This is a genomic window from Actinomadura hibisca NBRC 15177 (assembly GCF_001552635.1).
GTDB lineage: Bacteria > Actinomycetota > Actinomycetes > Streptosporangiales > Streptosporangiaceae > Spirillospora > Spirillospora hibisca.
The window spans coordinates 19,734-45,066 of record NZ_BCRO01000032.1; the positions used below are offsets into that span (position 1 = coordinate 19,734).

Annotated in this window: 19 protein-coding genes and 4 tRNA genes; 15 read left to right on the plus strand and 8 right to left on the minus strand. The window is 75.9% G+C overall.

The genetic code is table 11. The features are described 5' to 3' along the window. Positions 1-113: 113 nt before the first annotated feature. The gene (locus tag AH6_RS16535) at positions 114-2,432 is read right to left on the minus strand and encodes a LuxR C-terminal-related transcriptional regulator (protein ID WP_067480581.1); all 2,319 of its coding nucleotides are present in this window, start codon (positions 2,430-2,432) and stop codon (positions 114-116) included. A gap of 73 nt (positions 2,433-2,505) precedes the next feature. Further along, entirely contained in the window at positions 2,506-3,609 is a 1,104-nt protein-coding gene (locus AH6_RS16540; protein ID WP_067480471.1) for a TDT family transporter, read from the minus strand. Between the two features lie 70 nt (positions 3,610-3,679). Here AH6_RS16540 and AH6_RS16545 point away from each other — a divergent pair, with 70 nt between their 5' ends. Continuing rightward, positions 3,680-4,594, plus strand: coding sequence for a LysR family transcriptional regulator (locus AH6_RS16545; protein ID WP_067480474.1), 915 nt, complete (start codon positions 3,680-3,682; stop codon positions 4,592-4,594). A 347-nt stretch (positions 4,595-4,941) separates the two neighbouring features. Here AH6_RS16545 and AH6_RS16550 read toward each other — a convergent pair whose 3' ends face one another. Continuing rightward, positions 4,942-5,445: a YceI family protein gene (locus tag AH6_RS16550; protein ID WP_083982956.1), complete on the minus strand. Its 504-nt coding sequence runs from the start codon at positions 5,443-5,445 to the stop codon at positions 4,942-4,944. Positions 5,446-5,556: 111 nt separating this feature from the next. On the opposite strand from AH6_RS16550, the gene AH6_RS16555 reads away from it, so the two are divergent. From AH6_RS16555 to AH6_RS16600, 10 genes are all read left to right on the plus strand, one after another. Then, complete coding sequence (locus AH6_RS16555; RefSeq protein WP_067480477.1) at positions 5,557-6,387, plus strand: universal stress protein; 831 nt, start codon at positions 5,557-5,559, stop codon at positions 6,385-6,387. 201 nt (positions 6,388-6,588) lie between these two features. Then, complete coding sequence (locus AH6_RS16560) at positions 6,589-7,644, plus strand: CHAP domain-containing protein (RefSeq protein WP_067480480.1); 1,056 nt, start codon at positions 6,589-6,591, stop codon at positions 7,642-7,644. A 36-nt stretch (positions 7,645-7,680) separates the two neighbouring features. Further along, positions 7,681-7,752 (plus strand) — tRNA-Gly (locus AH6_RS16565). A 169-nt stretch (positions 7,753-7,921) separates the two neighbouring features. After that, positions 7,922-7,993, plus strand: a tRNA-Gly gene (locus tag AH6_RS16570). A 4-nt stretch (positions 7,994-7,997) separates the two neighbouring features. Then, positions 7,998-8,071: transfer RNA gene (locus AH6_RS16575), tRNA-Cys, on the plus strand. Positions 8,072-8,099: 28 nt separating this feature from the next. Next, positions 8,100-8,174: transfer RNA gene (locus AH6_RS16580), tRNA-Val, on the plus strand. Positions 8,175-8,282: 108 nt separating this feature from the next. Beyond that, positions 8,283-9,194: an ROK family protein gene (locus AH6_RS16585; protein ID WP_067480483.1), complete on the plus strand. Its 912-nt coding sequence runs from the start codon at positions 8,283-8,285 to the stop codon at positions 9,192-9,194. Positions 9,195-9,230: 36 nt separating this feature from the next. Next, positions 9,231-10,433 (plus strand): sensor histidine kinase, encoded by a 1,203-nt coding sequence (locus AH6_RS16590; protein WP_067480486.1) that lies wholly within the window; start codon positions 9,231-9,233, stop codon positions 10,431-10,433. 134 nt (positions 10,434-10,567) lie between these two features. Further along, positions 10,568-11,017 carry a hypothetical protein gene (locus tag AH6_RS16595; protein WP_067480489.1) on the plus strand — a complete coding sequence of 150 codons (450 nt, stop codon included), beginning with the start codon at positions 10,568-10,570 and terminating at the stop codon, positions 11,015-11,017. Beyond that, positions 11,014-12,744 (plus strand): sodium/solute symporter, encoded by a 1,731-nt coding sequence (locus tag AH6_RS16600; RefSeq protein WP_067480492.1) that lies wholly within the window; start codon positions 11,014-11,016, stop codon positions 12,742-12,744. The genes AH6_RS16595 and AH6_RS16600 overlap by 4 nt, the downstream gene beginning before the upstream one ends. A gap of 57 nt (positions 12,745-12,801) precedes the next feature. Here the strand turns inward: AH6_RS16600 and AH6_RS16605 are convergent, their stop codons facing one another. Next, positions 12,802-13,245, minus strand: a complete 444-nt coding sequence (locus tag AH6_RS16605) for a hypothetical protein (RefSeq protein ID WP_067480495.1) — start codon at positions 13,243-13,245, stop codon at positions 12,802-12,804. A 168-nt stretch (positions 13,246-13,413) separates the two neighbouring features. On the opposite strand from AH6_RS16605, the gene AH6_RS16610 reads away from it, so the two are divergent. Genes AH6_RS16610 through AH6_RS16625 form a run of 4 tightly spaced genes read left to right on the plus strand, consistent with a single transcriptional unit; the run spans position 13,414 to position 18,746 of the window. After that, on the plus strand, positions 13,414-14,679 hold the full coding sequence (locus AH6_RS16610; RefSeq protein ID WP_067480498.1) for a hypothetical protein: 1,266 nt from the start codon (positions 13,414-13,416) through the stop codon (positions 14,677-14,679). 24 nt (positions 14,680-14,703) lie between these two features. Further along, positions 14,704-16,311 (plus strand): ankyrin repeat domain-containing protein, encoded by a 1,608-nt coding sequence (locus tag AH6_RS16615; RefSeq protein ID WP_157431522.1) that lies wholly within the window; start codon positions 14,704-14,706, stop codon positions 16,309-16,311. Positions 16,312-16,330: 19 nt separating this feature from the next. Beyond that, on the plus strand, positions 16,331-17,515 hold the full coding sequence (locus tag AH6_RS16620) for an AAA family ATPase (RefSeq protein WP_067480506.1): 1,185 nt from the start codon (positions 16,331-16,333) through the stop codon (positions 17,513-17,515). Between the two features lie 4 nt (positions 17,516-17,519). Next, the gene (locus AH6_RS16625; protein WP_067480509.1) at positions 17,520-18,746 is read left to right on the plus strand and encodes a vWA domain-containing protein; all 1,227 of its coding nucleotides are present in this window, start codon (positions 17,520-17,522) and stop codon (positions 18,744-18,746) included. Positions 18,747-18,761: 15 nt separating this feature from the next. On the opposite strand, the gene AH6_RS16630 is transcribed toward AH6_RS16625, so the two are convergent. Genes AH6_RS16630 through AH6_RS16645 form a run of 4 tightly spaced genes read right to left on the minus strand, consistent with a single transcriptional unit; the run spans position 18,762 to position 25,298 of the window. Further along, on the minus strand, positions 18,762-20,729 hold the full coding sequence (locus AH6_RS16630) for a YehQ family protein (RefSeq protein ID WP_067480511.1): 1,968 nt from the start codon (positions 20,727-20,729) through the stop codon (positions 18,762-18,764). Then, entirely contained in the window at positions 20,726-21,871 is a 1,146-nt protein-coding gene (locus AH6_RS16635) for a VWA domain-containing protein (RefSeq protein WP_067480515.1), read from the minus strand. Before AH6_RS16635 ends, AH6_RS16630 begins: the two co-directional genes overlap by 4 nt. Beyond that, entirely contained in the window at positions 21,868-24,210 is a 2,343-nt protein-coding gene (locus AH6_RS16640; protein ID WP_218005854.1) for a DUF5682 family protein, read from the minus strand. Before AH6_RS16640 ends, AH6_RS16635 begins: the two co-directional genes overlap by 4 nt. Then, positions 24,207-25,298, minus strand: a complete 1,092-nt coding sequence (locus AH6_RS16645; protein ID WP_067480518.1) for an AAA family ATPase — start codon at positions 25,296-25,298, stop codon at positions 24,207-24,209. Before AH6_RS16645 ends, AH6_RS16640 begins: the two co-directional genes overlap by 4 nt. Positions 25,299-25,333 lie beyond the last annotated feature (35 nt).

Sequence of the window (25,333 nt, forward strand, 5' to 3'; positions counted from 1 at the left end):
CTCAGCCCCCCACGCCGGCGTTCTGCCGACCTCATCCGACCGTAGAGCGGAACGTGACGGGGCGCATACGTAGTGCTGCCTATCTTCCATACCTACTTCGTCTTGCCCACCGGTCAGTGCAGCCGGGCGAACCAGGCGGCGACCTGGGCGCGCGAGGAGTAGTCGAGCTTGCCGAGGATGTGCTCGACGTGCGAGTCGACGGTGCGCTTGGCGATGACGAGCCGGTCGGCGATCTCCCGGTTGGACAGGCCCTCGGCGACCAGTCCGGCGATCTCCAGCTCGCGCGGCGTCAGCTCGCGGCGGCCCGGCGCGGCGTCCCCGGCGTCGGCGGCGCGCGGCGGGGCGGCGTCCGCGGCGGCCCCGGGCGCGGGGATCTCGTCCAGCGCCACCGCCACGGCCCGGTCCATCTCCAGCAGCACGCCTTCCCTGAGGGCGGACGCGGCGTCGTCCTCGCCGATCTTGTCGCGGGCCGTCTGCTCGTACAACGTCCGCAACGTCGAGTGCAGCGGGCCGAACAGCGTGGTGCCGGTGAACTCGCGCAGCCGGTCGGCGACCCCGAACAGCCGCATCCCGGCGGCGGCGTCGCCCAGCGTGATCAGGGTGGCGCCGATCATGTCGAGGGCCAGCGCGACGCCCATGCGGTCGCCCAGGTCGCGCTTGATGCGCAGGCCCTCACGCAGCCAGGGCAGCGCCTGCTCGGGGTCGCCGCCCAGCATCTGCGCCATGCCGTGCGCGCACTGCCCGTAGGAGCGGCACCACAACTCGCCCGCCGCCTCGGTGGCCTCGACGGCGTCGGCGGCGTGCCGCGTCGCCGCCGCGATGTCGCCGTTCAGCGCGCAGGCGACCGACAGGAACAGCGTGGCGGTCGGCACCAGCACGTCGTCGGTGCCCGCCTGCCGGTGCAGGCCGACGGACTCGGCCAGCAGCCGGGCGGCCTCCTCGGCGCGCCCGGCGTACAGGGCGGCGAGGCCCTGGCTCTCGCGGACGTAGGCCAGCCCGCAGCGGTCGCCGTCGGCCAGGGCGCGCCGCTCGGCGGGCTCCAGGCACTCGGCCGCGCCGTCCGGGTCGCTCTGCAACGTGGCGAGCAGCGCGGCCAGCGCCAGCGGCTCGGCGGGGACGTCGTCGCGCAGGTCGCGGCTGTCGAGGATGCGCGTGACCCAGTGCCGCGCCTCCCCGATGAGGCCGCCGAGCGCCAGGAGGCGGCCCAGCGCCGACGCGGTCGCGACGAGCGTGTCGACGTCGGCGGCGCGCATGCCGTGGTCCAGCAGCGCGGACACGTTGGCGTGCTCGTGGCGGAACCAGTGCTGCCAGCGGGGCTGGGCGGCGGTGCCGAGTTCGGCGTGGGCGCGGCGCAGGCGCGCGGCGTACCAGGCGAACGCGCGGTCGCGCATGGCGGCGGTCTCGCCCAGCTCTTCCAGCCGCTCGGCCCCGTACTCGCGGAGGGTGTCGAGCATGCGGTAGCGGGCGGTGCCGTCGCGGTCGACGCGCAGCACGACGGACTTGGCGATCAGCTCGGACAGGTCGTCCAGCACGGCGGTGAGGTCGTCGCCGCCGCAGACCTCCTCGGCGGCCTCCAGGCCGAAGTCCCCGGCGAACACCGACAGCCGCGCCCACAACAACCGCTCCTGCGGGGTGCACAGCTCGTGGCTCCAGTCGATGGCGGCGCGCAACGTCTGGTGGCGCGGCAGGCCGGTGCGGCGACCGCGCACGTTCAGGATGCGGCGGTCCAGGCGCTCGACGAGCTGCTCGACCGACAGGGCGCGCAGCTGCACCGCGGCCAGCTCGATGGCCAGCGGGATGCCGTCCATGCGGTGGCACAGCAGCGCGACCGCGGCGCGGTTGGCGTCGGTGACCCGCCAGCCGGGCGACACCGCAGCGGCGCGCTCGGCGAACAGCTCCACCGCCTCGCAGGATGCGGCGGCGTCGGGCACGCCGCCCTCCTCGGGGCGGGCCAGCGGCGCGACGACCAGGGTGTGCTCGCCGGTGACGTCCAGCGGGCGACGGCTGGTGACCAGCATCCGCAGGCCGGGCGCGGCGCGCAGCAGCACCTCGGCCAGCAGGGCGCAGGCGTCCACCAGGTGCTCGCAGGTGTCCAGCACCAGCAGCACCCGCTGCTCGGCCAGCACCAGGGCGAGGCCGTCCAGCGCGCCGGCCGGGTCCTGGTCGAGCACGCCCAGCTCCTCGGCGACCTTCTGGGCGAGCAGGCCGGGCTCGCGCAGCGCCGACAGGTCGACGAAGCAGACGCCGTCCTCCATGGCCGCCTCCAGGGCGGCCGCCGCGCGCACGGCCAGCCGGGTCTTGCCGACGCCGCCGGGACCCATCAGGGTCACCAGGCGGCAGCGCCCGAACAGGCCGCGGATCTCGGCGAGCTCGGCCCGGCGGCCCACGAAGCTGGTGAGCTCCGCCGGGAGCCGGCCCGATCGCCGTTCCATGCTGATGAGCGACACCACCACCGCCTCGTGGTCGCCTCCCCGCCCGGCGCCGCCGCGCCGCGGGGGGTCTCCGTCAGATCAGCATCGTACTCTTTCTTGGACCGTTCGCGACTGGATCATTACTCAGCGCAGGGGCCCGTGTCAGAAGGCGCAGCGTGCGCGTCCCGGCCACCGCCCAGGCGGCGGTCAGCGGCAGGTACAGCGCGACGGCGAGGACCGCCAGGACGTCCAGGCCGGTGTGCTTGGCGAGCGCGGCCGCGCCGGTGACGCAGGTGCCGACGGGGAAGGTGTAGGCCCACCAGGTCATGGCGAAGGGCATCCCGGCGCGCAGCGCCCGCACGTTCGCCGCCAGGGCCAGCGCCAGCCACAGCAGCGCGAACCCCATCACCGGCACCCCGTACAGCACCGCGAACGCGCGCATGGCGGGGGCGTAGGCGGGCGCGACGGCGGCGGCGTCGGCGAGCTGGTTGACGGCGGTGGTGGACTGCCCGAGCGGGCCCAGCACCAGGAAGAGCGTCGGGGTGAGGGTGACGGGGGCGAGCCCGTGGTGCGCCAGGCGCGCCCAGATGACCGGCAGCAGCGCCAGCGTGGCCAGCAGGCTCAGCCCGAACAGGGCGTAGCAGCCGTACAGCAGGGTCGCGCGGGGCTGGCCGGGCGGCAGGTGCGGGATCAGCGCGGGGCCGGTCGCCGCCGACACCATGGGGGCCACCACCGGCAGCAGCCAGGCGGGGGCGGCGCTGCCGGGGCGCAGGTCGTGCCGGGTGATCATCAGGTGCGGGACGGCGGCGGCGACGGCCAGGCCGTACAGGGTGCCGGTGGTCCAGAGCGCGGCGTCCAGCATGACGGCGGTGCGCGCGCCGAGCACGTCCGCGCCCACGAGCAGGGTGGCGTGGCCGACGGCGAGCAGCGCCATGGGCGGGCAGCCGTAGAAGACGGCGACGGCCGGGTCGTCCAGCTGGGCGCGGGCCGTCTCCCGGTACCGCGTCAGGTGGACGGCGCGGGCGGCGCAGACCAGCGCCAGCACCGCCAGCGACAACGCCCAGACCGTCACCGCGAAGGCGCGCTGCCCGGGGACCTGGACCGGCAGCACGTGCGCGCCGGTCGCCACGATGGCGGTGCCCATGACGCAGGCGTGCCAGTTGGGCCCCACGGAGCGGAACGGTTCGGAGATCACCATGTGTCCACCGTGGACCGGTCCGGGCGGGATCAGTAGAGGTCATCGCCCTATGAGGGCATAAGCTGGGGTTATGAGCGTCGCGCGGCGGGTGCCGGACCTGGCGGCCCTGGAGTTGCTGCTGGCGGTGGTGCGGCTCGGCAGCGTCGGGCGGGCGGCGGCCGAGCTGGGCGTCACCCAGCCCGCCGCCAGCGCGCGCATCCGCGCGATGGAGGCGCAGGTCGGGGTGGCGCTGCTGGAGCGCTCGCCGCGCGGGTCGCGGCCCACCGAGGCCGGGACGCTGGTGGCGGGATGGGCGCAGCAGGTGCTCGACGCCGCGCGGGCGCTGGAGGCCGGGATCGGCGCGCTGCGCGAGGACCGCGACGCGCGGTTGCGGGTGGTGGCGAGCCTGACGGTCGCCGAGTACCTGGTGCCGAACTGGCTGCTGGCCCTGCGCGCCGCGCACCCGCAGGTGGCGGTGACGCTGCGCACGGCCAACTCCACGGGGGTGGCCGAGGTGGTGCGGAGCGGGGCGGCCGACCTCGGGTTCGTGGAGGGCGTGCGCACGCCGTCGGGGCTGAGCGGGACGGTGGTGGCGGCCGACCGGCTGGTCGTGGTGGTCGCGCCGGGCCACCGGTGGGCGCGGCGGCGCGGCGGCGTGGGGATCGACGAGCTGGCGGGCACGCCGCTGATCCTGCGCGAGGAGGGCTCGGGCACCCGCGAGGTGCTGGACCGGGCGCTGGCCGAGCACGGCGGGGCGGCGGCGCCGCTGCTGCAACTCGGCTCGACGACCGCGCTGAAGGCGGCGGCGGTGTCGGGCGCGGGGCCGGTGGTGCTGAGCGAGCTGGCGGTGGCCGACGAGGTGGCGGGCGGGCGCCTGGTGGTGGTGCCGGTGCCGGGCCTGGACCTGCGCCGCCCGCTGCGCGCGGTATGGCCTGCGGGCCGCCGCCCGGCCGGACCCGCACGCGATTTGCTGGCCTTGGCCCGCCAGGGCGTACGCGCCCCCTGACAGGGCCGCCTGCGCGCGGCCGGTAGGCCCCACACCAAGCCCCGCGACTCATCTGCTCTCCCCTAACGGCCGCGCGTGCGAGGCCGACGGGCAGCAGATGGTGGCGCGGGGTGTGCCCGCCGACTGACGGCCGCGCGTGCGAGGCCGACGGGCTTGCCTACGCCGTCTCTAGCCAGAACCACGTAGGCGGGTGGGTGCCGCGCTGGCCGGGTCGGACGGCGGGATCCTTCAGGACCGCGCGGGCGGGGTGGGCGACGCGTCGGACAAGGTCAGGCGGCCGGGTCCTCCAGGACCGCCTGGATTTCGAGCTGGATGGCGATCGTGTCGCCGAGCATCACCTTGTCGCCCTACAGCGGGACGTTGAACTCGATGCCGAAGTCGCGGCGGCTGATCGTGGTGGTCGCGGTGAACCCGGCGCGGGTGCCGCCCCAGGGGTCGGGGCCGACGCCGTGGAACTCGGCCAGCAGCCGGACCGGGCAGCCGGTGTCCTTGACCGTCAGCATGCCGTCCACGTGGTAGCGGGGCTGGCGGGCGCGGCGGCCGACGGCGGCGGGCTCCACGGCGGTGGAGGCGAAGGTCATCAGGGGGAAGCGCGCGACGTCCAGGAAGTCGGCGGAGCGCACGTGCGCGTCGCGCTCGGCGCTGCGGGTGTCCAGCGAGGCCATCTCGACCTCGGCGCGCGCCGACGAGGCGAGCAGGTCCTCGCCCACCTCGATGGCCCCGCCGAACGCGGCGAAGCTGCCGCGCACCGTGGTCATCAGGTGCCGGACGGTGAAGGTGATCTCCGAGTGGACCGGGTCGACGGTCCACCGGCCGGCCACCAGATCCGGCAACGCGCGCGCCAGAGCCACAATTCCCCCAAACAGCTCATACGACTCAGGTGCGCAGAATCTACCCCAGACTTCGACGGACTCGGCAGGCCGCCGGGGATCGACCCCGGCCGGACCGGGAAGGATGCGGACATGATCGGAGAACACGTCCTGGCCGGATACGCGCCCGACTCCGGCGGGCGCGAGGCGCTCGCGCTGGCGGGCGCGATCGTCGAGCACACCCACGGCCGCCTCACCGTCGGCGCCGTCTACCCGCCCGACCGGGTGGCCGCCGCCGGGGAGGCCAACACCCTGCTGGAGCAGGCCGGCGGCCTGCTGGCGGAACGGCCCGCAGGCGTCGCCGTCGGCTTCGCCACCCAGTTCGCCACCCAGGAGAGCCGCAGCGTCGGGCGCGGCCTGTCGTCGCTGGCGGGCAAGGTCGGCGCGGACCTCATCGTGATGGGCTCGCCGCCCGGCGGCGCGCGCGGCCGCATCGGCGTCAGCTCGACCGCCGACAACCTGCTGCACTCGGCCACCGAGGCGGTCATGCTGGCCCCGTCGGGCTATGCGCCCCCTCCGCAGGGACTAGAGCGGATCACCGTCATGTACGTGCAGCGCCCGCAGGCCGACGAGGCCGTCACCCGCGCCGCGATCGCCGCGATCACGCTGGGGGTGCCGCTGCGGCTGCTCACCCTGGCGGTCGGCGACGCGCCCGCCGGGCGGCTGCGCGACGACCTGGCGCTGGCGATCCGGCTGGCGCAGGACTCCTCCGGACTGCCCGCCGAGGAGGTGTCGGCGGGGCTGGCCGAGGGCGACGACGTGGCCGACGCGCTGGGCGACGCCGACTGGCTGCCGGGCGAGATCCTGGTGTGCGCCAGCAGCGAGGACGCCGCCGCGCACCGGGTGTTCCTGGGCGAGGTGGCCTTGAAGGTGCTTCGTGCCGCGCCATGCCCGGTGACCGTTTTGCCCCGTGGCTACACATAACTACCTCTACCTCCCGCTGACCACCGCCCCCATAGTCCGTATCGACCAGTTCATCCGGAAGCTCTTGCCGTCGGGTTTTTACCTCGGCTACATTTCCCCGAGATCGGAACGTGACCTTGATCGGTGACTTTCCGGGCGGTCAGGCGTCCCTGGCCCGCATCATCACGCCCGCGCGCGGGCTCAGGGGAGCAACGGAGCGGCATGCAGACGGACCCGGTGGGCAAGAAACTCCTGGAGATCGCCAAGGACCAGCTCGGCTACACCGAGAAGGGCGACGGCTACACCAAGTTCGGCGACTGGTACGCCGACAACGTCGACGGCGACCACGACAGCTACTTCAAGACCGCGCCCTGGTGCGACATGTTCCTCGCCTGGGCCGCCTTCAAGGCCGGGGTCGAGGAGCAGGCCGGGCAGTTCGCCTCGACGGTCCTGCACGCCAAGTGGTTCGCCAAGCAGGACGCCTTCGGCACCGAGCCGGTCCCCGGCGCGCTGGTGTTCTTCGACTGGAACGGCTCCGACGACATCGACCAGATCGACCACGTCGGGCTGGTCGAGCGGGTGGACGGCAAGCAGATCCACACCATCGAGGCCAACGCCGACGGCTACAAGCTGATGCGCAAGGTCCGGCACATGGACCAGATCGTCGGCTTCGGCTACCCCGGCAAGATCAAGGTCGAGCCGAAGACCGAGCAGAAGTACACCCCCAAGCACGCCGCGCCCGCCCCCGTCGAGGCCGTCACCGGCCAGGTCCCCGCCGCGGCCGTGCGCACCCAGCAGCAGGACGGCGCCCCGCACCCCGGGCCGGTCGTGCCGAACCAGGAGGTCGTGCTCGGCGGCCTGCTGGCGTTCGTGCTGTGCGGCACCGTCGCGCTGGCCGCCGGGAAGGCCGCCGCCGCCAAGGCCCCCACCGCGCCGCCCATCCGGGTCCGCAAGCGCGGCCGGCACCACCGCCCCGCCGTCCCCGTCGAACTGCCCACCGGCCTCACCCCGGCCGACCTGGACGACGCCGAGTCCCACACCACGGTCATGCCCGTGTTGTCGCTGGCCGCCGCCCACCAGGCCGAGGACCGCGAGTTCTGGGGCCGCATCGCCCACCTCCAGGAGGACGAGGAGCTGGCCTTCTGGGACGACCTGCACGCCGAGTCCACGCTGACCGCCGCGAACGCCCCCGTGGCGGCCCCGGTGGCGGCCCCGGAACCGGTCCGTTCGGCGCACGCGGTGCCCAACGTTTTCGCGAGTGGTCCCAACATCCGTTAGAGTTGGTCCTGCAAGCACGGGGCACGCCCCGGGCAGGCGGAAGTGGCTCAGTGGTAGAGCATCACCTTGCCAAGGTGAGGGTCGCGGGTTCGAATCCCGTCTTCCGCTCAGCGAAACAGAACGGCCCCCTCCTCCGGGAGGGGGCCGTTTCGCGTTGCCGGGACCCCGGCGGACGGCCGCACGCGGAACCTCCGAGTCCTACCCGCCGACGTGCACAACCACTCCCGGATTCCGCTAGAGTTGTTCCTGCGAGGCGGGGGGAACCCCGCAGCCGCAAGCGGAAGTGGCTCAGTGGTAGAGCATCACCTTGCCAAGGTGAGGGTCGCGGGTTCAAATCCCGTCTTCCGCTCGCTGGTGGAGTGGCCGAGAGGCGAGGCAACGGCCTGCAAAGCCGTGTACACGGGTTCAAATCCCGTCTCCACCTCCACGTGAGACCCCAGCCAGGGGCACGTCACGGGCGATTAGCTCAGTGGGAGAGCGCTACCTTGACACGGTAGAGGTCACTGGTTCAATCCCAGTATCGCCCACCATCTCCGGAACCCCCGGGCCCTGTGGCCCGGGGGTTCCGCCGTTTCCGGCGTCGTCTCCGGCGGCGCGGCCGGTTATGCTCCGCTGAGCCTTGAGGCGGATGGGAGCATATGAACACCTTTGTCGCTTTGGACGTCGGCGGGACCTCGATGAAGGGCGGCCTGGTGGCCGCCGACGGCGCGCTGGTCGCCGCCGAGGCCCGGCCGACCGGCCGCGAGCGCGGGCCGGACGCGGTGGTCGGGGAGATCCTGGCGTTCGCCGAGCACCTGGCCGCCGCCTCCCCCGGCGGCCCGCCCGCCGCCGCGGGGATCGCGGTGCCCGGCATCGTGGACGAGGCCGCCGGGACCGCCGTGTACGCCGCCAACCTCGGCTGGCGCGACGTGCCGCTGCGCGACCTGCTCGCCGCCCGCCTCGGGATGCCGGTCGGCGTCGGCCACGACGTGCGCACCGGCGGGCTCGGCGAGGCCGCCTACGGCGCGGGCCGGGGGCGCGGCGACTTCCTGTTCGTGCCGCTGGGCACCGGCATCGCCGCCGCCGTGGTGATCGGCGACAGCCCCTATCCGGGCACCACCGGCGCGGGCGGCGAGATCGGGCACATGGTGGTGCGGCCCGGCGGCGAGCCGTGCCCGTGCGGGCAGCGCGGCTGCCTGGAGGTCTACGCCTCGGCCGCCGCCCTCCCCCGCCGCTACGGCGATACCGCCCTGGGCGCGGAGGACGTGCTGGCGCGCGCCGAGGCCGGGGACCGGAAGGCGCAGCGGGTGTGGGACGAGGCGCTGGACGCGCTGGCCGACGCGCTGACGGCGGCGACCATGCTGCTGGACCCGGCGGTGGTGGTGCTGGGCGGCGGGCTGGCCGAGAGCGGCGACCGGCTGCTGGTGCCGCTGACCGCGCGGCTGGCCGACCGGTTCACCTTCCGCGCCCCGCCGCCGTTGGCGCGGGCCGCCCTGGGGCATCGGGCCGGGATGTTCGGGGCTTCGATCCTGGCCGAACGCGCCTGGCAGTCGAGCCGCGCTCCCGTGTGACCCTCGCGGCCGCCCGCGTCCCGTTACCGTGGCGGCATGAACGTGCTGCTGGCCATGGCCACCGGGGCGGTGCCGACCGGGCTGGCCGCGCTGGCGCTGCACGCGCGGGGCCGCCGCCCCCTGGGCAGCCCCGCCGACCGCGCCACCTTCGCGACGCTGCACGCCGCCTCGCTGGCCGCGCCGCCGCTGCGCGCCGGGCTGACCGAGCAGGGCGCGCAGAAGGCCGCCCGGCACCTGCGCGCCCTGCTGGGCACCGCCGCCGTCGCGATCACCGCCGGGGACCGGCTGCTGGCCTGGGACGGCGCGGGCGGCCACCACGGCGACGGCGCGGCGGCGCACGCCCGGGGCCCGGCCGCCGACGGCCGCACCGCCGTGCTGGGGCCGGACGCGGTCGGCTGCGGCCGGGCCGACTGCCGGATCCGGCGGGCGGTCGTCGTCCCGCTCACCACCGACGACCGGGTGGTGGGCGCGCTGGCCGCCTACGGCGAGGACGTCCCGGCCGGGCTGATCCGGGCCGTGGAGCAGGTCGGCCGGTGGGTGGACGCGCAGCTGGAGCTGGCCGAGCTGGACCGGTCCCGGACGCGGCTCATGGAGGCCGAGGTGCGGGCGCTGCGGGCGCAGATCTCGCCGCACTTCGTCTACAACTCGCTGACCACCATCGCCTCGTTCGTGCGCACCGACCCCGAGCGGGCCCGCGAGCTGCTGCTCGACTTCGCCGACTTCACCCGCTACTCCTTCCGGCGGCACGGCGACTTCACCACCCTCGCCGAGGAGCTGCGCTCCATCGACCGCTACCTGCTGCTGCAACGGGCCCGGTTCGGCGACGGGCGGTTGCGGGTGACCGCGCGGATCGCGCCGGAGGTGCTGCCGGTGGCGGTGCCGTTCCTGTGCCTGCAACCGCTGGTGGAGAACGCGGTGCGACACGGCCTGGAGGACGGCGCGGGCGCGGGCCGCGTCAGCATCGTCGCCGCCGACGCCGGGTCGGAGTGCACGATCAGCGTGGAGGACGACGGCGTCGGCATGGATCCCGAGCGGTTGCGCCTGGTGTTGTCGGGCGAGAGCGACGCCGAGGGCGAGCGGTCCGGGGAGGCGGCCGGGATCGGGCTGGCCAACGTGGACCTGCGGATGCGGCAGGTCTACGGCGACGACTACGGCCTGGCGGTGGAGACCGCGCCCGGCGCGGGCACCAAGGTGACGTTGCGGGTGCCCAAGTACCGCCCCGGCGTGACGGCCTCCTGACCCGCGCCGCCCGCCGTCGCGGAGATCGCCGGTGCGTGACCGTTCGGTCGCTGTAGGTTGACGCCGACCGCCCGGGTCGGCACCCTGTTAGGCGTCTGTGATGTGGATCACATGGGGATCACGAGGAGGCGGCGATGGGCGGGCCCGTGCGTTCCGGTGCCGGACAGCGGCGGGCGGGCGCCGCCGGGCCGCCGCCCCGGGTGCTGGTGACCAGCCCGCGCGCCCGCGCGCCCCGGCGGAGCGCGCCGCCGGTCACCCGGGAGATCGACGAGCAGACCGGCCTCGGCGAGGCGTACATGCGCTCGCTGGTGCGCGCCCAGTTCCGGCTGGCGCTGCTGGTGTGCGCGGTGGCGGTGGCCGCGATCGGCGGGCTGCCGCTGCTGTTCGCGGCGGCCCCGCGGGCGCGGACGGTCGCGCCGCTGGGCGTGCCGCTGGCGTGGTTGCTGCTGGCCGGGGCGATGTACCCGGCGTTCGTGGCGGGGGGCTGGTGGTACGTGCGGCACGCCGAGCGCAACGAGCGCGACTTCGCGGCGCTGGTGACCGGGGCGGACCCGGCGGCCGGGGACCGGGACCCGCTCCGGTGACCGCCCCGTCCGGGATCGCGGCGGTGTCGCTGGTGCTGGTCGCCACGCTGCTGCTGGGCGCGCTCGGGCCGCGGTTGTCCCGCACCACCTGCGACTTCTACGTGGCCTCGCGCACGGTGTCGCCGCTGCGCAACGCCTCGGCGATCGGCGGGGAGTACCTGTCGGCGGCCTCGTTCCTCGGCATCGCCGGGCTGATCCTGGCGCACGGGGCCGACATGTTGTGGCTGCCGGTCGGGTGGACCGGCGGCTACCTGGTGCTGCTGGTGCTGATCGCCGCGCCGCTGCGCCGGTCGGGGGCCTACACGCTGCCCGACTTCGCCGAGGCGCGGCTGGGGTCGGCGGCGGTGCGGCGCACCACCACCGCGCTGGTGGTGCTGATCGGCTGGTTGTACCTGATGCCGCAGCTCCAGAGCGCGGGTCTGGTGCTGCGCACCGCGACGGGCACGCCGGTGTGGGCGGGCGCGGCGCTGGTGACGGTGGTGGTGGCGGTCAACGTGCTGATCGGCGGGATGCGCAGCATCACGCTGGTGCAGGCGTTCCAGTACTGGCTGAAGCTGACCGCGCTGGCGGTGCCGCTGGTGTTCATGCTGCTGGCCTGGCGCTTCGACGGCGCGTCGGGGCTGACGCGGGACGCGCCGCCGGTGTTCCCCGAGCGCACCACCGTGCGGGTCGGCGCGGAGGTGGCGGTGCGGGTGCAGCGGCCCGCCGAGGTCACCGTCACCGGGCGGCTGGACGGCGCGGACCTGCGCGCCCGGCCCGTCACGCTGACCGCCGGGACGCACCGGATCGGCAAGGACGCCGTCGTGACGTTCCCGGCGGGCGCGGCGGTGCCGCACGTGGCGGACCTGCCCGCCCGCACCGGCCGGGAGTGGGCGCTGCCGCTGTCGGGCCGCGACAACCCGCTGTACGGCACCTACTCGCTGATCCTCGCCACGTTCCTGGGCACGATGGGGCTGCCGCACGTGCTGGTGCGGTTCTACACCAACCCCGACGGGCGGGCCGCACGCCGCACGACCGCGATCGTGCTGTCGCTGCTCGGCGCGTTCTACCTGATGCCCGCCCTGTACGGGGTGCTCGGCCGCATGTACGCCCCCGAGTTGCTGATGACCGGCCGCACCGACGCGGTGGTGCTGACGCTGCCGGGGCGGCTGGTGGGCGGGGCGGCCGGGGACCTGCTGACGGCGCTGGTCACCGGCGGCGCGGTGGCGGCGTTCCTGTCCACCTCCTCGGGCCTGGCGGTGTCGGTCGCCGGGGTGATCGGCCAGGACGTGCTGCGCGGCGGGGTGCGGTCGTTCCGGCTGGCGACGGTGCTGGCGCTGGCGGTGCCGCTGGCGCTGGCGCTGGCCGCGCGGGAGCTGGCGGTGGCCGACGTGGTGGGGCTGGCGTTCGCGGTGGCGGCCTCGACGTTCTGCCCGCTGCTGGTGCTCGGCATCTGGTGGCGGCGGCTGACGGTGGCCGGGGCGCTGGCCGGGCTGCTGACCGGCGGGACGACGGCGGGCGGCGCGGTGTCGTGGACGATCGTGGGCGGCACGCCGGACGGCACGGCGGGCGCGCTGCTGGCCCAGCCCGCGGCGTGGTCGGTGCCGCTGGCGTTCGCGGTGATGGCGGGGGTGTCGCTGCTGACGCCGCGCGGCGTCCCGGCGGGCACGGCGCGGATCATGGTGCGGCTGCACGTCCCCGAGTCGCTGGACGTGGACCGGGGCACCTGGCGGCCGAAGGAAGGGTGAGACGGCGAACGGGCGGCGGGGCCGGGGCCCCGCCGCCCGTCACGGGCTCTCAAAAGGTCAGGAGCGGACCCGCGCGGCCGTCTCGGCGGCCTTTGCCTTGGCCTTGACGGCGCCCGCCTTGCCCTTGGCCGCACCCGCCTTGCCGGCCTTGCGGCCGACCTTGCCCGCCGTCACCGCGGCGGTGCCCAGCGCGGGGGCGGCGGTCGCCTTGGCGGTGCCGGCGGCACTGCCGAGCCGCGCCTTGGCGAGCTGCCAGCGGGTGGCCTTGGCGCGGGCGTGCCGGCGCCACAACACGACCGCCACCAGCCCGGCCGCCACTCCGGCGACACCGGCGCCCGACCACGCCTTCTTGCCGGTCGCCCGGTCCTTGAGGGTGGTCTCGTGCAGGTTGTCACGGGTGCGCGCGCTGTCGTCGCGCACGCGCGCCGGAGTGGTCTCGGGGTCGCCCTGGGGCGTGCCCAGGCCGATGGTGTCGGTGTGCGGGACCTTCTCGGTGGTCATCTCTGCCCCTCCTTAGCGGCTACGTCGCGTCCATGGATCTACCCGTGACGCGCGCGCCAAACGAGACCCGTGTCTCTCCTGCGGCCGCGCACCGGGCGCACGCAGCACGGGGAGCTTCCTCTAAAAGAGGTACATTTCCGTCGGACCTCGCCGGTAGCGTTCGCTCGCATGAGCGAGGAACTCGCGCGGGGCCGCGCACTGGTCGAGGCGGGCGACGTCGGCGGGCTGCTGCGGCACCTGCGGGCCAGCGCCGGCCGGATGCCGGTGGCCGACGTGGCGCGGCTGATGGAGCCCGCCGCCGCCCGGTCCGGCTTCGACGACCTGCGCGCGGCCGCGGCGGCCGTGATCGCCGAACCGGACGGGGCGCGGGAGCTGTACGGCTTCGCCGGCGCGTGCGTCGAGCGCGGCGTCGCCTTCCTGGCGGTGCCGGTCCTGCGGCGGGTGCTGGAGATCGTCCCCGACGCCCGCGCGGCGCTGCTCAAGCTGGCCGAGGCGCTGGAGCAGGAGGAGCGGCACGCCGAGGCCGTGACCCTGCTCGACGGCTCGTCCGGCGCGCTCCGGCCCTGGCCCGACCGCTACCTGATCGCCTACAACGCGCTCATGGCGGGCGACCTGGCCCGCGCCCGCGCCGAGTTCGACCGGCTGCCGCCGCCGGAGGACAGCGGGTGGCTGCCCGCCCGCGCGCGGCTGGAGCGGATGCTCGGCCGCGCCGACGCCGCCCGGCCCGCCGACGACCGCGACCTGCGCGGCTGGCACTTCACACTCACCGGCGGCGTCCTGGCCGAGCTGTCGCCCTACGGGTTCGCCGACGGCATGACCGGCCGCTACGCCTACACCGGCGTCGGCTACGAGAGCTGCCTGCGCGGCCTGCTGCGGCTGCGCCTGGTGTTGGAGACGACGGGGCTGCGCCCGCAGGCGGTGGCGCTGCTGCCTGACCGGTCCGGGCGGATCCTGGGGCTGGCGGCCGCGCGGCTGCTGGGCGTGCCCGCCGAGCCGTTCTCGGCCCGTCCCGGCACGCTGGTGGTGGCCTACGACCTCAACGCCGCCGCCCCCGACGTGCTGCGCGCGTTGTGGGAGCGCGCGCCGGGCCAGGTCCTGTACGAGCACGCCACCTGCTGGACCGATCCGCCCGCCGTCAGCGCCGACGTCTCGGGCCTGCTGCACCAGCACGCCGCCGCCCAGTGGGACGGCGTCCTGCGGCAGGCCCCCGACGGGTCGGTGGGCCGGTCCGAGGCCGACGCGCGGCCCGCCGAGGCGATCGCCGACGACATCCTGGCCGCCGACCCCGCGCCCGACCTCGGCGACGGCGGCACGCCCGACGACCCCGACCACCTGCTGGCCGCCTTCGTCACCGCCGTCGCCGACCGGTGGCTGGACGGGGCGCGCGACCGCGTGCCCTCCCCCGGTCCCGTCCGCAGCTCGCGCTTCGCCTGACCTTCCGATCCGCCGAGGAGTCACGTGTCATCGTTGTCCGTCCCCGCCGGGGCGAAGCCGTTCGACCCGACCGCCGTGGCCGAGCAGGCGGCCTGGGAGCGGGCCCGCCGGTACGCGGTGCCGCGCCCGATGATCGAGCGGGCCGCCGAGCGGCGGTCGGCCGGCGACTGGCGCGGCGCGTGCGCCGCCGCCAAGGTCGACGTGGAGATAGACCCGGCCTACCTCACCCCGGAGCTGGAAGAGGACCTGCGCCACTTCGCGCCCGACCTGCTGCGCTGGCACCTGCCGCGCTTCGCGTCCGAGACGTGCGTGATCGTGCCGCACCGCACGCTGCTGCTCGGCGAGTACGGCGGGCGGACGCTGCACGTGCTCACCCCTCCGGCGCGCGAGGCCCCGCAACGGTTGCGGCTGCGCCTCGGCACGCCGCAGGCCGACGGGCCGCCCGGCAGCCGTGTCCTCGTCGCGGTCGAGGACTGGAGCGGTCACCGCTGCCTGTGGGACGTCCGGCACACCGCCGGGTTGCGCACCCGGTACGGCGGCTACCGGCTGCCCGGCTTCCGCGCCGACGGCACGCCGCTGACCGGCGACGAGCTGCCCGACGCCGACCCGGGCCGGGCCGATCCCGTCGCGTTCGCCGAATGGATCGGCCGCCTCCAGGACCTCGGGAGGTACGACGAGGCGCTCGACGCCGTGGGCCTGTCGGAGGTGCTCGCGACGCCGGGCACCAGCGACGCTCACTGGGCGGGCCTGCTGGGCCCGATGCGCGCCGACCTGACGCTGCTGGCGCAGGAGATCGCCAGGCTCCGCGCGCTCGGCACGGAGAGCGTGATGTTCTGGACGCACGCCCGTCCCCGCCTCTCGCTGACCTTGGCGGATCTGCGCCTGCACACGTCGTCCGCCGAAGGCACGCCGTGCGTCCCGCTGGCGGTCTGGCAGCGGCATCCCGACCTGGTACTGCTGCACGACGGGCGGCTCGCGCCCGAGGGCCTGCACCCGCTGGTCCGGGACGCGCTGTTCCCCGCCCGCCCTCCGGCCGACGGGCCGGTCGGCCCGCCCGATCCCCCCGCGCCCGAACCGCTGCGAGTCCGCTGCCAGGGCGAACGGCACCAGATCGTGCTGCGCAAGGGCCAGCTGGAAGTACCGCACACCGCCGAGGAGCAGCGGCGTGAAGAGACGCTGCGCGCGCTGGGCGGTTCGGTCTCGGGCTGCACGGCCGTCGTGCTCGCCTGGAAGGACGGCTGGGGCTGGTTGCCGCACGAGCTGCGCGAGCAGGTGCGCGACCTGTTCCTGCGCGCCGAGCACGGCGACACCGCCGGGGTGTTGTGGCTGCTGGACGCCGGGGTGGACACGCACGTGCGCGGCACGCGCCGACGCACCCTGCTGCACATGGCGCACCTGATGGACCACCGGGCGCTGCTCCCCCGGCTGCTGGACGCCGGGCTGGACATCGACGTGCTGGACGCCGACGGGCGCACGGCGTTGCAGGTCGCGGTGCGCGAGCACGGGTCGGCGGACGCGGTGCGGGCGCTGCTCGACGCGGGCGCGAACCCGCGCGTCACCGAGGCCGACGCCCGCCCGCTGTCGTGGCGGGCGCGGCGGCTCGGCCGCACCGATCTGGACTTCCTGCCGTGAACCACAAGGAAAGCAACCGATGACCACTCCCGCGCACGACCCCCTCGCCGCCGCCGACGAGCTGAACCGCGCCGCCCGCGCCTGGCGCACCGAGCCCGCGCGCAACGTGCAGCTCGAAGCGCTGGCGCTCGCCGTCACCGCGAACCTGCCGGTGTTGCTGTGGGGCGAGCCCGGCATCGGCAAGTCGGCGGGCATGGAGCGGCTGGCGGCCGGGCTGGGGGTGTCGCTGGAGACGGTGATCGCCAGCGTGCACGAGCCGTCCGACTTCGCCGGGCTGCCGGTGATCGGCGACGACCCCGCCGCCACCGGCGTGCCGATGGCCCCGCCGGACTGGGCGGTGCGGCTGGCGGCGGCGGGGCGCGGCCTGGTGTTCTTCGACGAGCTGTCGTCCGCGCCGCCCGCCGTGCAGGCCGCGCTGCTGCGGGTGGTGCTGGAGCGGCGCGTGGGCAGCCTGACGCTGCCCGAGCCGGTCCGGGTCGTGGCGGCGGCCAACCCGCCGTCCAGCGCCGCCGACGGCTGGCACCTCAGCCCGCCGCTGGCCAACCGGTTCGTGCACCTGCGCTGGACGCACGATCCGCGCACCGTCGCGCGCGGCATGGCGGGGACCTGGCCCGAGGCCGCGTTCCCCGTCGTCCAGTCGGGCCGTGTCGGCACGGCCGTCGCGCGGGCGCGCGGCGCGGTGTCGGGCTTCCTCACCGCGCGGCCGGGCCTGGTGCACCACCTGCCCGGCGACGCCGAGGCGCGCGGCGGGGCGTGGCCGTCGCCGCGCTCGTGGGAGATGGCGCTGCGGCTGCTGGCCGCCGGGTACGCGACCGGCGCGGCGCGGGAGGCGGTGTCGGCGGCGGTGGTCGGCGCGGTCGGCGACGGCGCGGGCCTGGAACTGCTGTCCTACCTGGAGGAACTCGACCTGCCCGACCCCGACCGGGTGCTGGCCGACCCGGGCCGGTTCGCGCTGCCCGACCGGGGCGACCGGCAGCTCGCGTTCCTGACGGCGGTGGTGTCGGCCGTGCAGTCCCGGCCGTCGCGGCGGCGCTGGGAGGCGGGCTGGGAGGTGCTGGCCAAGGCCGTGGACGCGGGCGTGCCGGACGTGGCGGCCCGCGCCGCCGCCGACCTCGCGGCGATGCGCGACCTGGACTGGCCGGTGCCCGACGGCGTCGACGCGTTCGTGGAGCTGCTCCAGCTGTCCGGCGCGCTGCGGACCTGAGCCGATGAGCCCGACCGAGCCGCCGGACCGCACGCCACCGGATCGAACGCCGCTGGACCGGACCAAGCTGCTGGCCGCCCGCTACCGGGCCGCCGCCGACCGCCCCTACCTGGCGGCGGCGCTGTACGCGCTGACGGTCGTGCCGACCTCGCGGGTGCCGACCATGGGCGTGGACCGGCACTGGCGCTGCTACGTGTCGCCGGAGTTCGTGGACCGCACGCCGGTGCCGGAGCTGGCCGGGGTGTGGATCCACGAGGTCGCGCACCTGCTGCGCGACCACCACGGCCGCGCCGCGCGGCTCCCGGCCGCCGACCAGCGCGACCACGCGCGGCTCAACATCGCGCAGGACTGCGAGATCAACGACGACCTGCTCGCCGACGGGTTGCCGCTGCCCGCGGGCCGGATGGAGCCGGGCCTGTTCGGGCTGCCGAGCGGGCGGCTGTTCGAGGAGTACCTGGCGGGCGTGCCGCCCCAGCCCGCGCCGCACGACTGCGGGTCCGGCGCGCACGGGCGTCCGGGCGACTGGGAGCTGGGCGGCGCCGACGGGCCCGCCGGGGTCGGCGGGGTGGAGGCCGAGGCGCTGCGCCGCGCCGCCGCCGAGGCGATGCGCGCCCACCGGCGGAGCCGGGGCACCCTGCCGGGCGGCTGGGAGCGCTGGGCGGAACAGGTGCTGGAGCCGGTCGTGGACTGGCGGCGGGTGCTGGCAGGCGCGGTGCGCGAGGCGGTCGCATGGGCGGGCGGGGCGGTGGACTACACCTACCGGCGGCCCTCGCGCCGGACCCCGGCGCTGCGCGGCGTCGTGCTGCCGAGCCTGCGACGGCCGCTGCCGAGCGTGGCGGTCGTCATCGACACCTCGGGGTCGATGGGCGACGACGACCTGGCGGCGGCGCTGGGCGAGGTCACCGGGGTGCTACGCGAGGTCGGCGTCGGCTCCCGGCGGCTGGCCGTACTGGCCTGCGACGCCGACGTGCAGGCGGTGTCACGGGTGAGCGCGGTGGAGCAGATCGGGCTGGCCGGGGGCGGCGGCACCGACATGCGGGTGGGCATCACCGCCGCACTGGCCGCCCGAGAGCGCCCCGACGTGGTGATCGTGCTGACCGACGGCTGGACACCGTGGCCGGACGAGCCCGTCGGGTGCAGGCTCATCGCAGTGCTGATCGGCGAGACGACGGACACGAGCGCGGGCGCACCCGAGCCGCCCGTCTGGGTGGAGACGGTGCGCATCGGGTGATCCGGGCCGCCCGCCTCACCTGAGTTCCTGGGTGGTGAGCAGGCGGATCTGCGTGTCCAGCCAGGCGTCGGCGGCCTGTTGCGGGTCGTCGCCGCCTAGCGCCGTGCCGAATGCGCGCAGCGACGTGGCGGCGGCGCGTAGCCCGGTGTCGGCCAGGCGTTTGGCGGCGCGTTCGATGGCGGCCGGGGTGCCGCCGGGCAGGTGGCGCAGGCCTCGGTGGGCGGCGTCGGCGCAGATCGACAGCGCCTCGGCGAGGGCGGCGGCCAGCGGTTCGGGTTCGGGTTCGCCGTGCATGTCCAGGGCGGTGCCGCCGTCGCCGGGGGCCAGGTCCGGCACCACGACGCCGCTGGAGGCCAGCACCGCGATCGGGTCGATGAGCAGGCCGCCGTGAGTGCGGCGGACGGTGCCCGACAGCAGGCGCGGGCCGTCGCGCAGCGCGTCGGCCAGCGCGTCCAGGGAGCCGGGCGCGTGCGGGTTGTAGGGGGCCGACACGACGGCGGTCGTGCCCAATTCGTCGGCGATGACGGCCTCCAGGCGCTGGCCGCCGGGGTCGTAGCCGAGCGCGCGCACCTCGGCGACGGGGACGACGCGGACCAGTTCGGCGGCGACGCGGGGCCGGATCAGGCGCGGCGGCAGCGCCGCCACCTCGGCGTCCAGGGCCGCCAGGTCGCGGGCCAGCAGAGTGGGCGGCAGGTTCTCCCAGGTGTCGCCGAGCGGGGTGACGGTCGTCTTGGCGACGCGGCCGGGCGCGAGGCGCACGTTGCGGCCGGGGCCGCGCGAGGCGGTCTCCGACACGACGTTGGCGGTGGCGAACGCGCGCAGGCCCGCCCCGGCGATCCGGCGTCCGGCCAAGTCGTGGCCGGTGAGCGGCTGGTCCTCGGCGGTCTTCCAGGTGCGGCCGAGCACCAGCACGATCCCGGCGGCGGGGTGGGCGAGGTAGACGTCGGCGGTGCGCCGCTCGGCGGTGCCGCCGACGCGGCAGCCGAGGGCGGCGAGCCGGATGCGGCGCAGCGGGGTGTCGGCGCTCTCGTCGGTGCCGAGGATCTGCGAGCGGGGGCTGCCGTTCTCGTGGCGGGAGGCGCGGTGGCGGGCGTGGATCTCGGTGAGCAGGGCCGCGAAGTGCTCGGGGTCGTACTGGGCGTCGCGCTGGACGTAGCCGTCGAGCTGGACGGCGGTCTCCTCCAGCGCGGCGGCGGGCCAGTGCAGGTCGCGGGCGGTCAGGTCGCGGGCGGTGCGGCGCAGCGCGACGCCGAGGACGGGTCCGGCGTGCATCGCGCCGTCCAGCAGGAGCTGCCCGGCCAGTTCCAGCGCGTCCGCCATGCCGGAGCCCTTGCCCCCGGTGTCGCCGCCGACGTCCACGCGCACGTCGGCGGCGGTGAGGCCGCGCTCGTCGGCGGCGCGGAACGCCCACACCGCCAGGACGGTCACCTCGCCGCGGCTCGGCGCGGCAGCGTCGGTGTGCACGTAGCCCAGCTCGCCCGGCACCAGGAACCGCACCGTGCAGGTCGCCAGCTCCACCGACGCGACCGGGTCGGCCGGTGTGGGCCGGTGGACGCGGGCGGCGTAGCCGGTGCGCAGGGCGCGGCGCGCGGCGGCGAGGGGGCGTTCGCCGAGCACTTCGGCGAGGGCGTCGTCGCCGAAGGAGCCCGGCGACCAGTCGGTGAACTCGGGGGCGGCGGGCCCGGCGTCCTCCTGCGGAGCGTCGTTCTGAGCCGACCGCTGGTAGGCCAGGACGACGCCGAGGCGGTGGCGGCACACGCCCTGGGCGGCGCAGGTGCAGGTGGCCGCCTCCAGCCCGGCCCCGGCGGGCAGGACAGTGCGCGTGCCGTCGGCGAACACGCCGGTGACGGTGCCGTCGGCGGCCGTCTCCAGCTCGGGCGCGTTCCCGGCGTCCACGTCCTTGGCGGCGCGCTTGACCAGGCCCCGGTTGGCGAGCGCGGCCAGCGAGTCGGGGGTGAGGGCCAGCAGGTCGGCGCGCGTCACCGGCCGATCCTCTCGGCGACGAAGTCGGCGAGCATCCCCGGCGTCATCGCGCCCACGTGCGCCCCGGCGTCGACCCAGCGGCGGCCCATGTCGCGGTCGTAGTCGGGGTTGGCCTCCTCGTCCAGCGCCGCGAGCCCCAGCACGTGCGTGCCCTGCTCGCACAGGCGGCGCACCGACCGCACCAGCGCGTGCGCGTCGCCGCCCTCGTAGAAGTCGGTGACGACCGCGACGATGGCGCGGCGCGGGTTCTCCACCAGCGACGCGCCGTAGGCGACCGCCTTGGCGATGTCGGTGCCGCCGCCGAGCTGCACGCGCATCAGCAGCTCGACCGGGTCGGTGACGTCGGAGGTGAGGTCCACCACGGCGGTGTCGAACGCGACCAGGTGCGTCTTGAGGCCGGGCAGCCCCCACAGGCACGCGGCGGTGACCGCCGAGTGGATCACCGATCCGGCCATCGAGCCCGACTGGTCCACCAGCAGGATCAGCTGCCACTGCTCCAGCCGCCGCGCGGTGCGCGACAGGAAGCGCGGGTGCTCGATGTAGACGCGGCGCTCGTCGGGCCGGTAGTGGGCGAGGTTGGCGCGCACGGTGCCCTTGAAGTCGAAGTCCCGGGCGATCTTGAAGTTGCTGGGGCGGCGCGAGCGGGCGCCGTGGAAGGAGCGCCGGATCTCGACCTTGAGCTTGTCCATCAGCTCGCGCACCACCGCCTCCACGATGCGCCGCGCCATCGCCAGCACCTCGGGGTTCATCAGGTGCTTGGTGCGCAGGACGGCGCGCAGCAGCGCCGGGTCGGGCTCGACGCGCTCCAGCACGGCGGGGTCGGTGACGATCTCGTGGATCTCGTAGCGCTCGACGGCGTCGCGCTCCAGCCGCTCGATGGTCTCCCGGGGGAACAGCCGGTGCACCGCGTCCAGCCAGTCCACCGCGTGGACGACCGACGCGCCGTCTCCGGCCTGCCGGTTCTCGGGCCGCTCCCCTCCCCCGCCGCGCCGCACGCCGCGCCGCGCGAGGTCGGGATCGCGTCCGTACAGCCAGTCCAGTGCGGCGTCGCGCGCGGCGGCGTCGCCGGACAGACCGCCGGTGCGGCGCTCGGCGGGGGCGCCCAGGATCATGCGCCAGCGTTCCAGGTCCGGGGTGGTCATGCCGGTCGTTCCTCCGGAAGCAGTCCCTCGGCGGCCAGCAGCGCACTGGCCTTGTGTTCCAGCGCGGCGGCGTCGGCCAGCAGCGCGGGGTCGGCGGTGGTGCGCAGCAGCGCGCGGGGCGAGCCGCGCAGGCCGCGCCGTTCCAGCAGGCCGCGCGCGATGGCCTCGCGCTCGCGGGGCGGGAAGAACTCGAACGCCTGCCGCAGCGCGGGCAGCGCGACCAGGAAGTCGGTCTCGGCGAGCCCGGCGACCAGCTCGTCCAGCACGGCGAGGATCGTCGGGTCCTCCGACGTTCCCTCGGTGGCGATCACCTCGTCGCGGGCCAGCGCGAACAGCCCGGCCAGCCAGTCGCCGAGGACGCCGGGCGCGGACATGCCGCGCACCGCGCGTGCGGCGTCCCCGGCGTCGCCCAGCGACCAGGCCAGCCCGAACGCCGCGCCGCGCAGGTCGGGCGGCGCGTCGGTGGCGGCGGCGACGCGGCGGGCGACGGCGAGCGCGGCCTCGCGGTCCAGGCCGAGCGGCCCGGCGGCGTGCCGGAGCGCGTCGCGGGTGGCCGCCAGGGCGTGCAGGCGTTCCAGGTCGGCGGAGGCGGGGCCGCCCCGGACGCCCTCGGCCAGCCACAACACCCGCTGCACCGAGCCTTCGATGACGGTGGCGAACAGCGGGCTCCCGGCGGTGCCGAGCAGCCGGTCGTGCCGCCACAGGCCGAGGACGGTGGCGAGCACGTGCCCGAGGTCGCCCAGGTCGGACGCGGCGGCGAGGCCCGCCCGCAACGTCCCGACGATCTGCCCGGACAGGTCGGCGCAGCCGCACAGCGCCGCGTCGAACAGCACGGCGGCCAGCACGCGGACGCGCGACCCGGCGGCGGCGAGGCGCTCGTCCAGGACGGCGGCGGCCGCGTCGGCGAGGGACGCGCCGTAGGCCCCGGCCTCGATGAGGGCGGGCAGCCGGTCGTCGGAGGGCGCCAGCGTCCAGCGCTCCTCCATGACGGGATCGCCGCCGGTGGCGGGCCCGGAGTCGCGCTCGAAGCCGGGCACGCGCAGCACCCGCAGCCGGTGCAGGACGCGGCTGCGGGCCAGGCCGCGCTCGGTCGCCAGTTTCAGGGTGACCTGCCCGGCCTTGTCCAGGCCGTGGCGTTCCAGCTCGGCGGTGGCGTCGTGGACCAGCGGCGGCGCGGGCGTGCCCGCCGCGAGACGGCCGACACGGTGGCCGCTGAGGGCCTTGACCATCTCCACCACGGCCGGGTGCGCGCCGCCGGTGAGCGGGCCGTGCCCGGTCCACGGCAGCGGCTGGTCCAGGTCGTCGCCGACCAGCGCGGCGACCAGGCCGTCCAGCAGGTCGGTGCGGGCGGGGGCGCGGTGGCCGCGCAGCCGCGCCAGGCCCTCGGTGAGGGTACGGGCGGCGATCAGGTCGGCGGTGGAGACGACCTGCTTGCGCTGGCGCAGCCGCGTCACGACGATCTCGGTGAGGGCGTCGGCGGCGGCCTCGGGGCCGCTCTCCCACAACCGCTGGTAGTACTCGGGCGACGGCATCCCGGACTGGTAGCCGGTGAAGGCGTCCAGGCGCTTGAACGAGTAGGGCACCAGGTAGCTGCCGCCGGTCGCGCCGTCGGGCGGGCTCGGCACCTCCGGCCAGCCCTCCTCCGCCCCTTCTTCGGCGATCAGCCGCTGGAGGGCGGGGCGGTGGAAGCCGCCGGTGACGACCACGACGGGCCGGTTCCCCGCGTCGGCGACGGCGGCCCTGATCCAGCGCGCCATGTACGCCTCGCGGGCGGTGTCGTCCTCGCCCGCGTCGGTCTCGCCGCGCACCAGGTCGAAGTAGGTGGCGAGGCGCTCGGCGAGGCCGTCGTCGTCCTCGATCTCGACCAGGTGGTCCCACAGCGCGTCGCCGTTGTCGACCGAGAACTTGCGGCACAGCCGGGCGGTGACCTCGGCGTAGCGCTCCTCGGCGTCGGTGTAGCGGTTGCGGCGGTCGGCGAAAGCGGGGTGCCAGGCGGGCAGGTCGATGAAGCGGACCTGCGCCCCGGCGGCGCGGCCCTCGGTGATGGCGACCCACTCCGGCGAGTACGCGCACAGCGGCGACCAGGAGGAGCGCAGCCGGTCGGCCTCCCGGTGGTGGCTGTAGATCGCCACCGGGAGGCCGTGGCCGAGCAGCAGCTCGTCGAGGCGGTGGCTGAAGTCGGCGGGGCCCTCCACCAGCACGTGCGCGGGGCGCAGCTCGGCGATCGTGCGCCGCACGAGCCGCGCGCACGCCGGGCTGTGGTGCCGGACGCCGATGAAGGCGACGTTCCCCGGCACGTTCTCCGGCGCATCCTCCAGCACGGGCACCGGTGCGGTCACCGGCCCGGCAGCAGGTGGCGGGCCGCGTGCAGGGCCTTCCACTGCGGTCCGGGGCGGCGGGCGGCCTGCTGCTCCAGGTAGCGGCGCAGCCGGGTCAGGTCGTCGGCGCTGTCCTTGGCGGCGGTCCCGGCCAGGCACTCCACGATGTCGGCGGCGCTCCCGGCCTCGCCGCGCAGGAACCAGCCGCGCACCCCGACCGCGTGCGCGACCGACACGGCCTCGGCGGTGCTCATCACCGTGGACGGCCGGTCCATCGCCTGCCCGTCGGACGCCTTGCCCGACCGCAGCTCGCGGAAGGTGGTGACCAGGACCTCCAGCACGTCGCGGCGCGGCGGCACCTGCACGCCCGAGCGCTCCAGCAGCGCGGCGGCCTCGGCCTCCACCAGGTCCAGCTCGGTGGCGAAGTCGGCGATGGGGAAGACGGTCTCGAAGTTGAAGCGGCGCTTGAGGGCGGCGCTCATCTCGTTGACGCCCCGGTCGCGGGTGTTGGCGGTGGCGATGACGTTGAAGCCCTCGCGGGCGAACACCATGGCGTCGGGGCCGATCAGCTCCGGCACCGCCAGCACCCGGTCCGACAGCGGCGACAACAACGAGTCCTGCACCTCCAGCGGGCAGCGGGTGATCTCCTCGAACCGCACCACCTTGCCCTCGGCCATGCCGCGCAGCAGCGGCGCGGGCACCAGGGAGCGGGTGGAGGGGCCCTCGGCGACCAGCATCGCGTAGTTCCAGGAGTACTTGATCTGGTCCTCGGTGGTGGCCGCGCCGCCCTGGATGGTGAGGGTGGAGTCGCCCGACACCGCGGCCGCGACCAGCTCCGACAACAGCGACTTGGCCGTGCCGGGCTCGCCGACCAGCATCAGGCCGCGGCTGGTGGCCAGGGTGACCAGGGCGCGGTCGATCAGCGAGGGGTCGCCGACGAACTTGCGGCGCACCCCCAGCTCGTCGTCGCCGACGACGAAGCGGCGCGCGGCCGCCAGGCTCAGCGCCCAGCCGGGCGGCCGGGGCGCGGTGTCGGTCTCGCGCAGCCGCTCCAGCTCGTCGGCGAACCGCACCTCGGCGGGCGGGCGTTGCACCATCTGCTCGGTCATCGGGTGTCTTTCTCGGTCGGCGCGGGTCAGCGCGC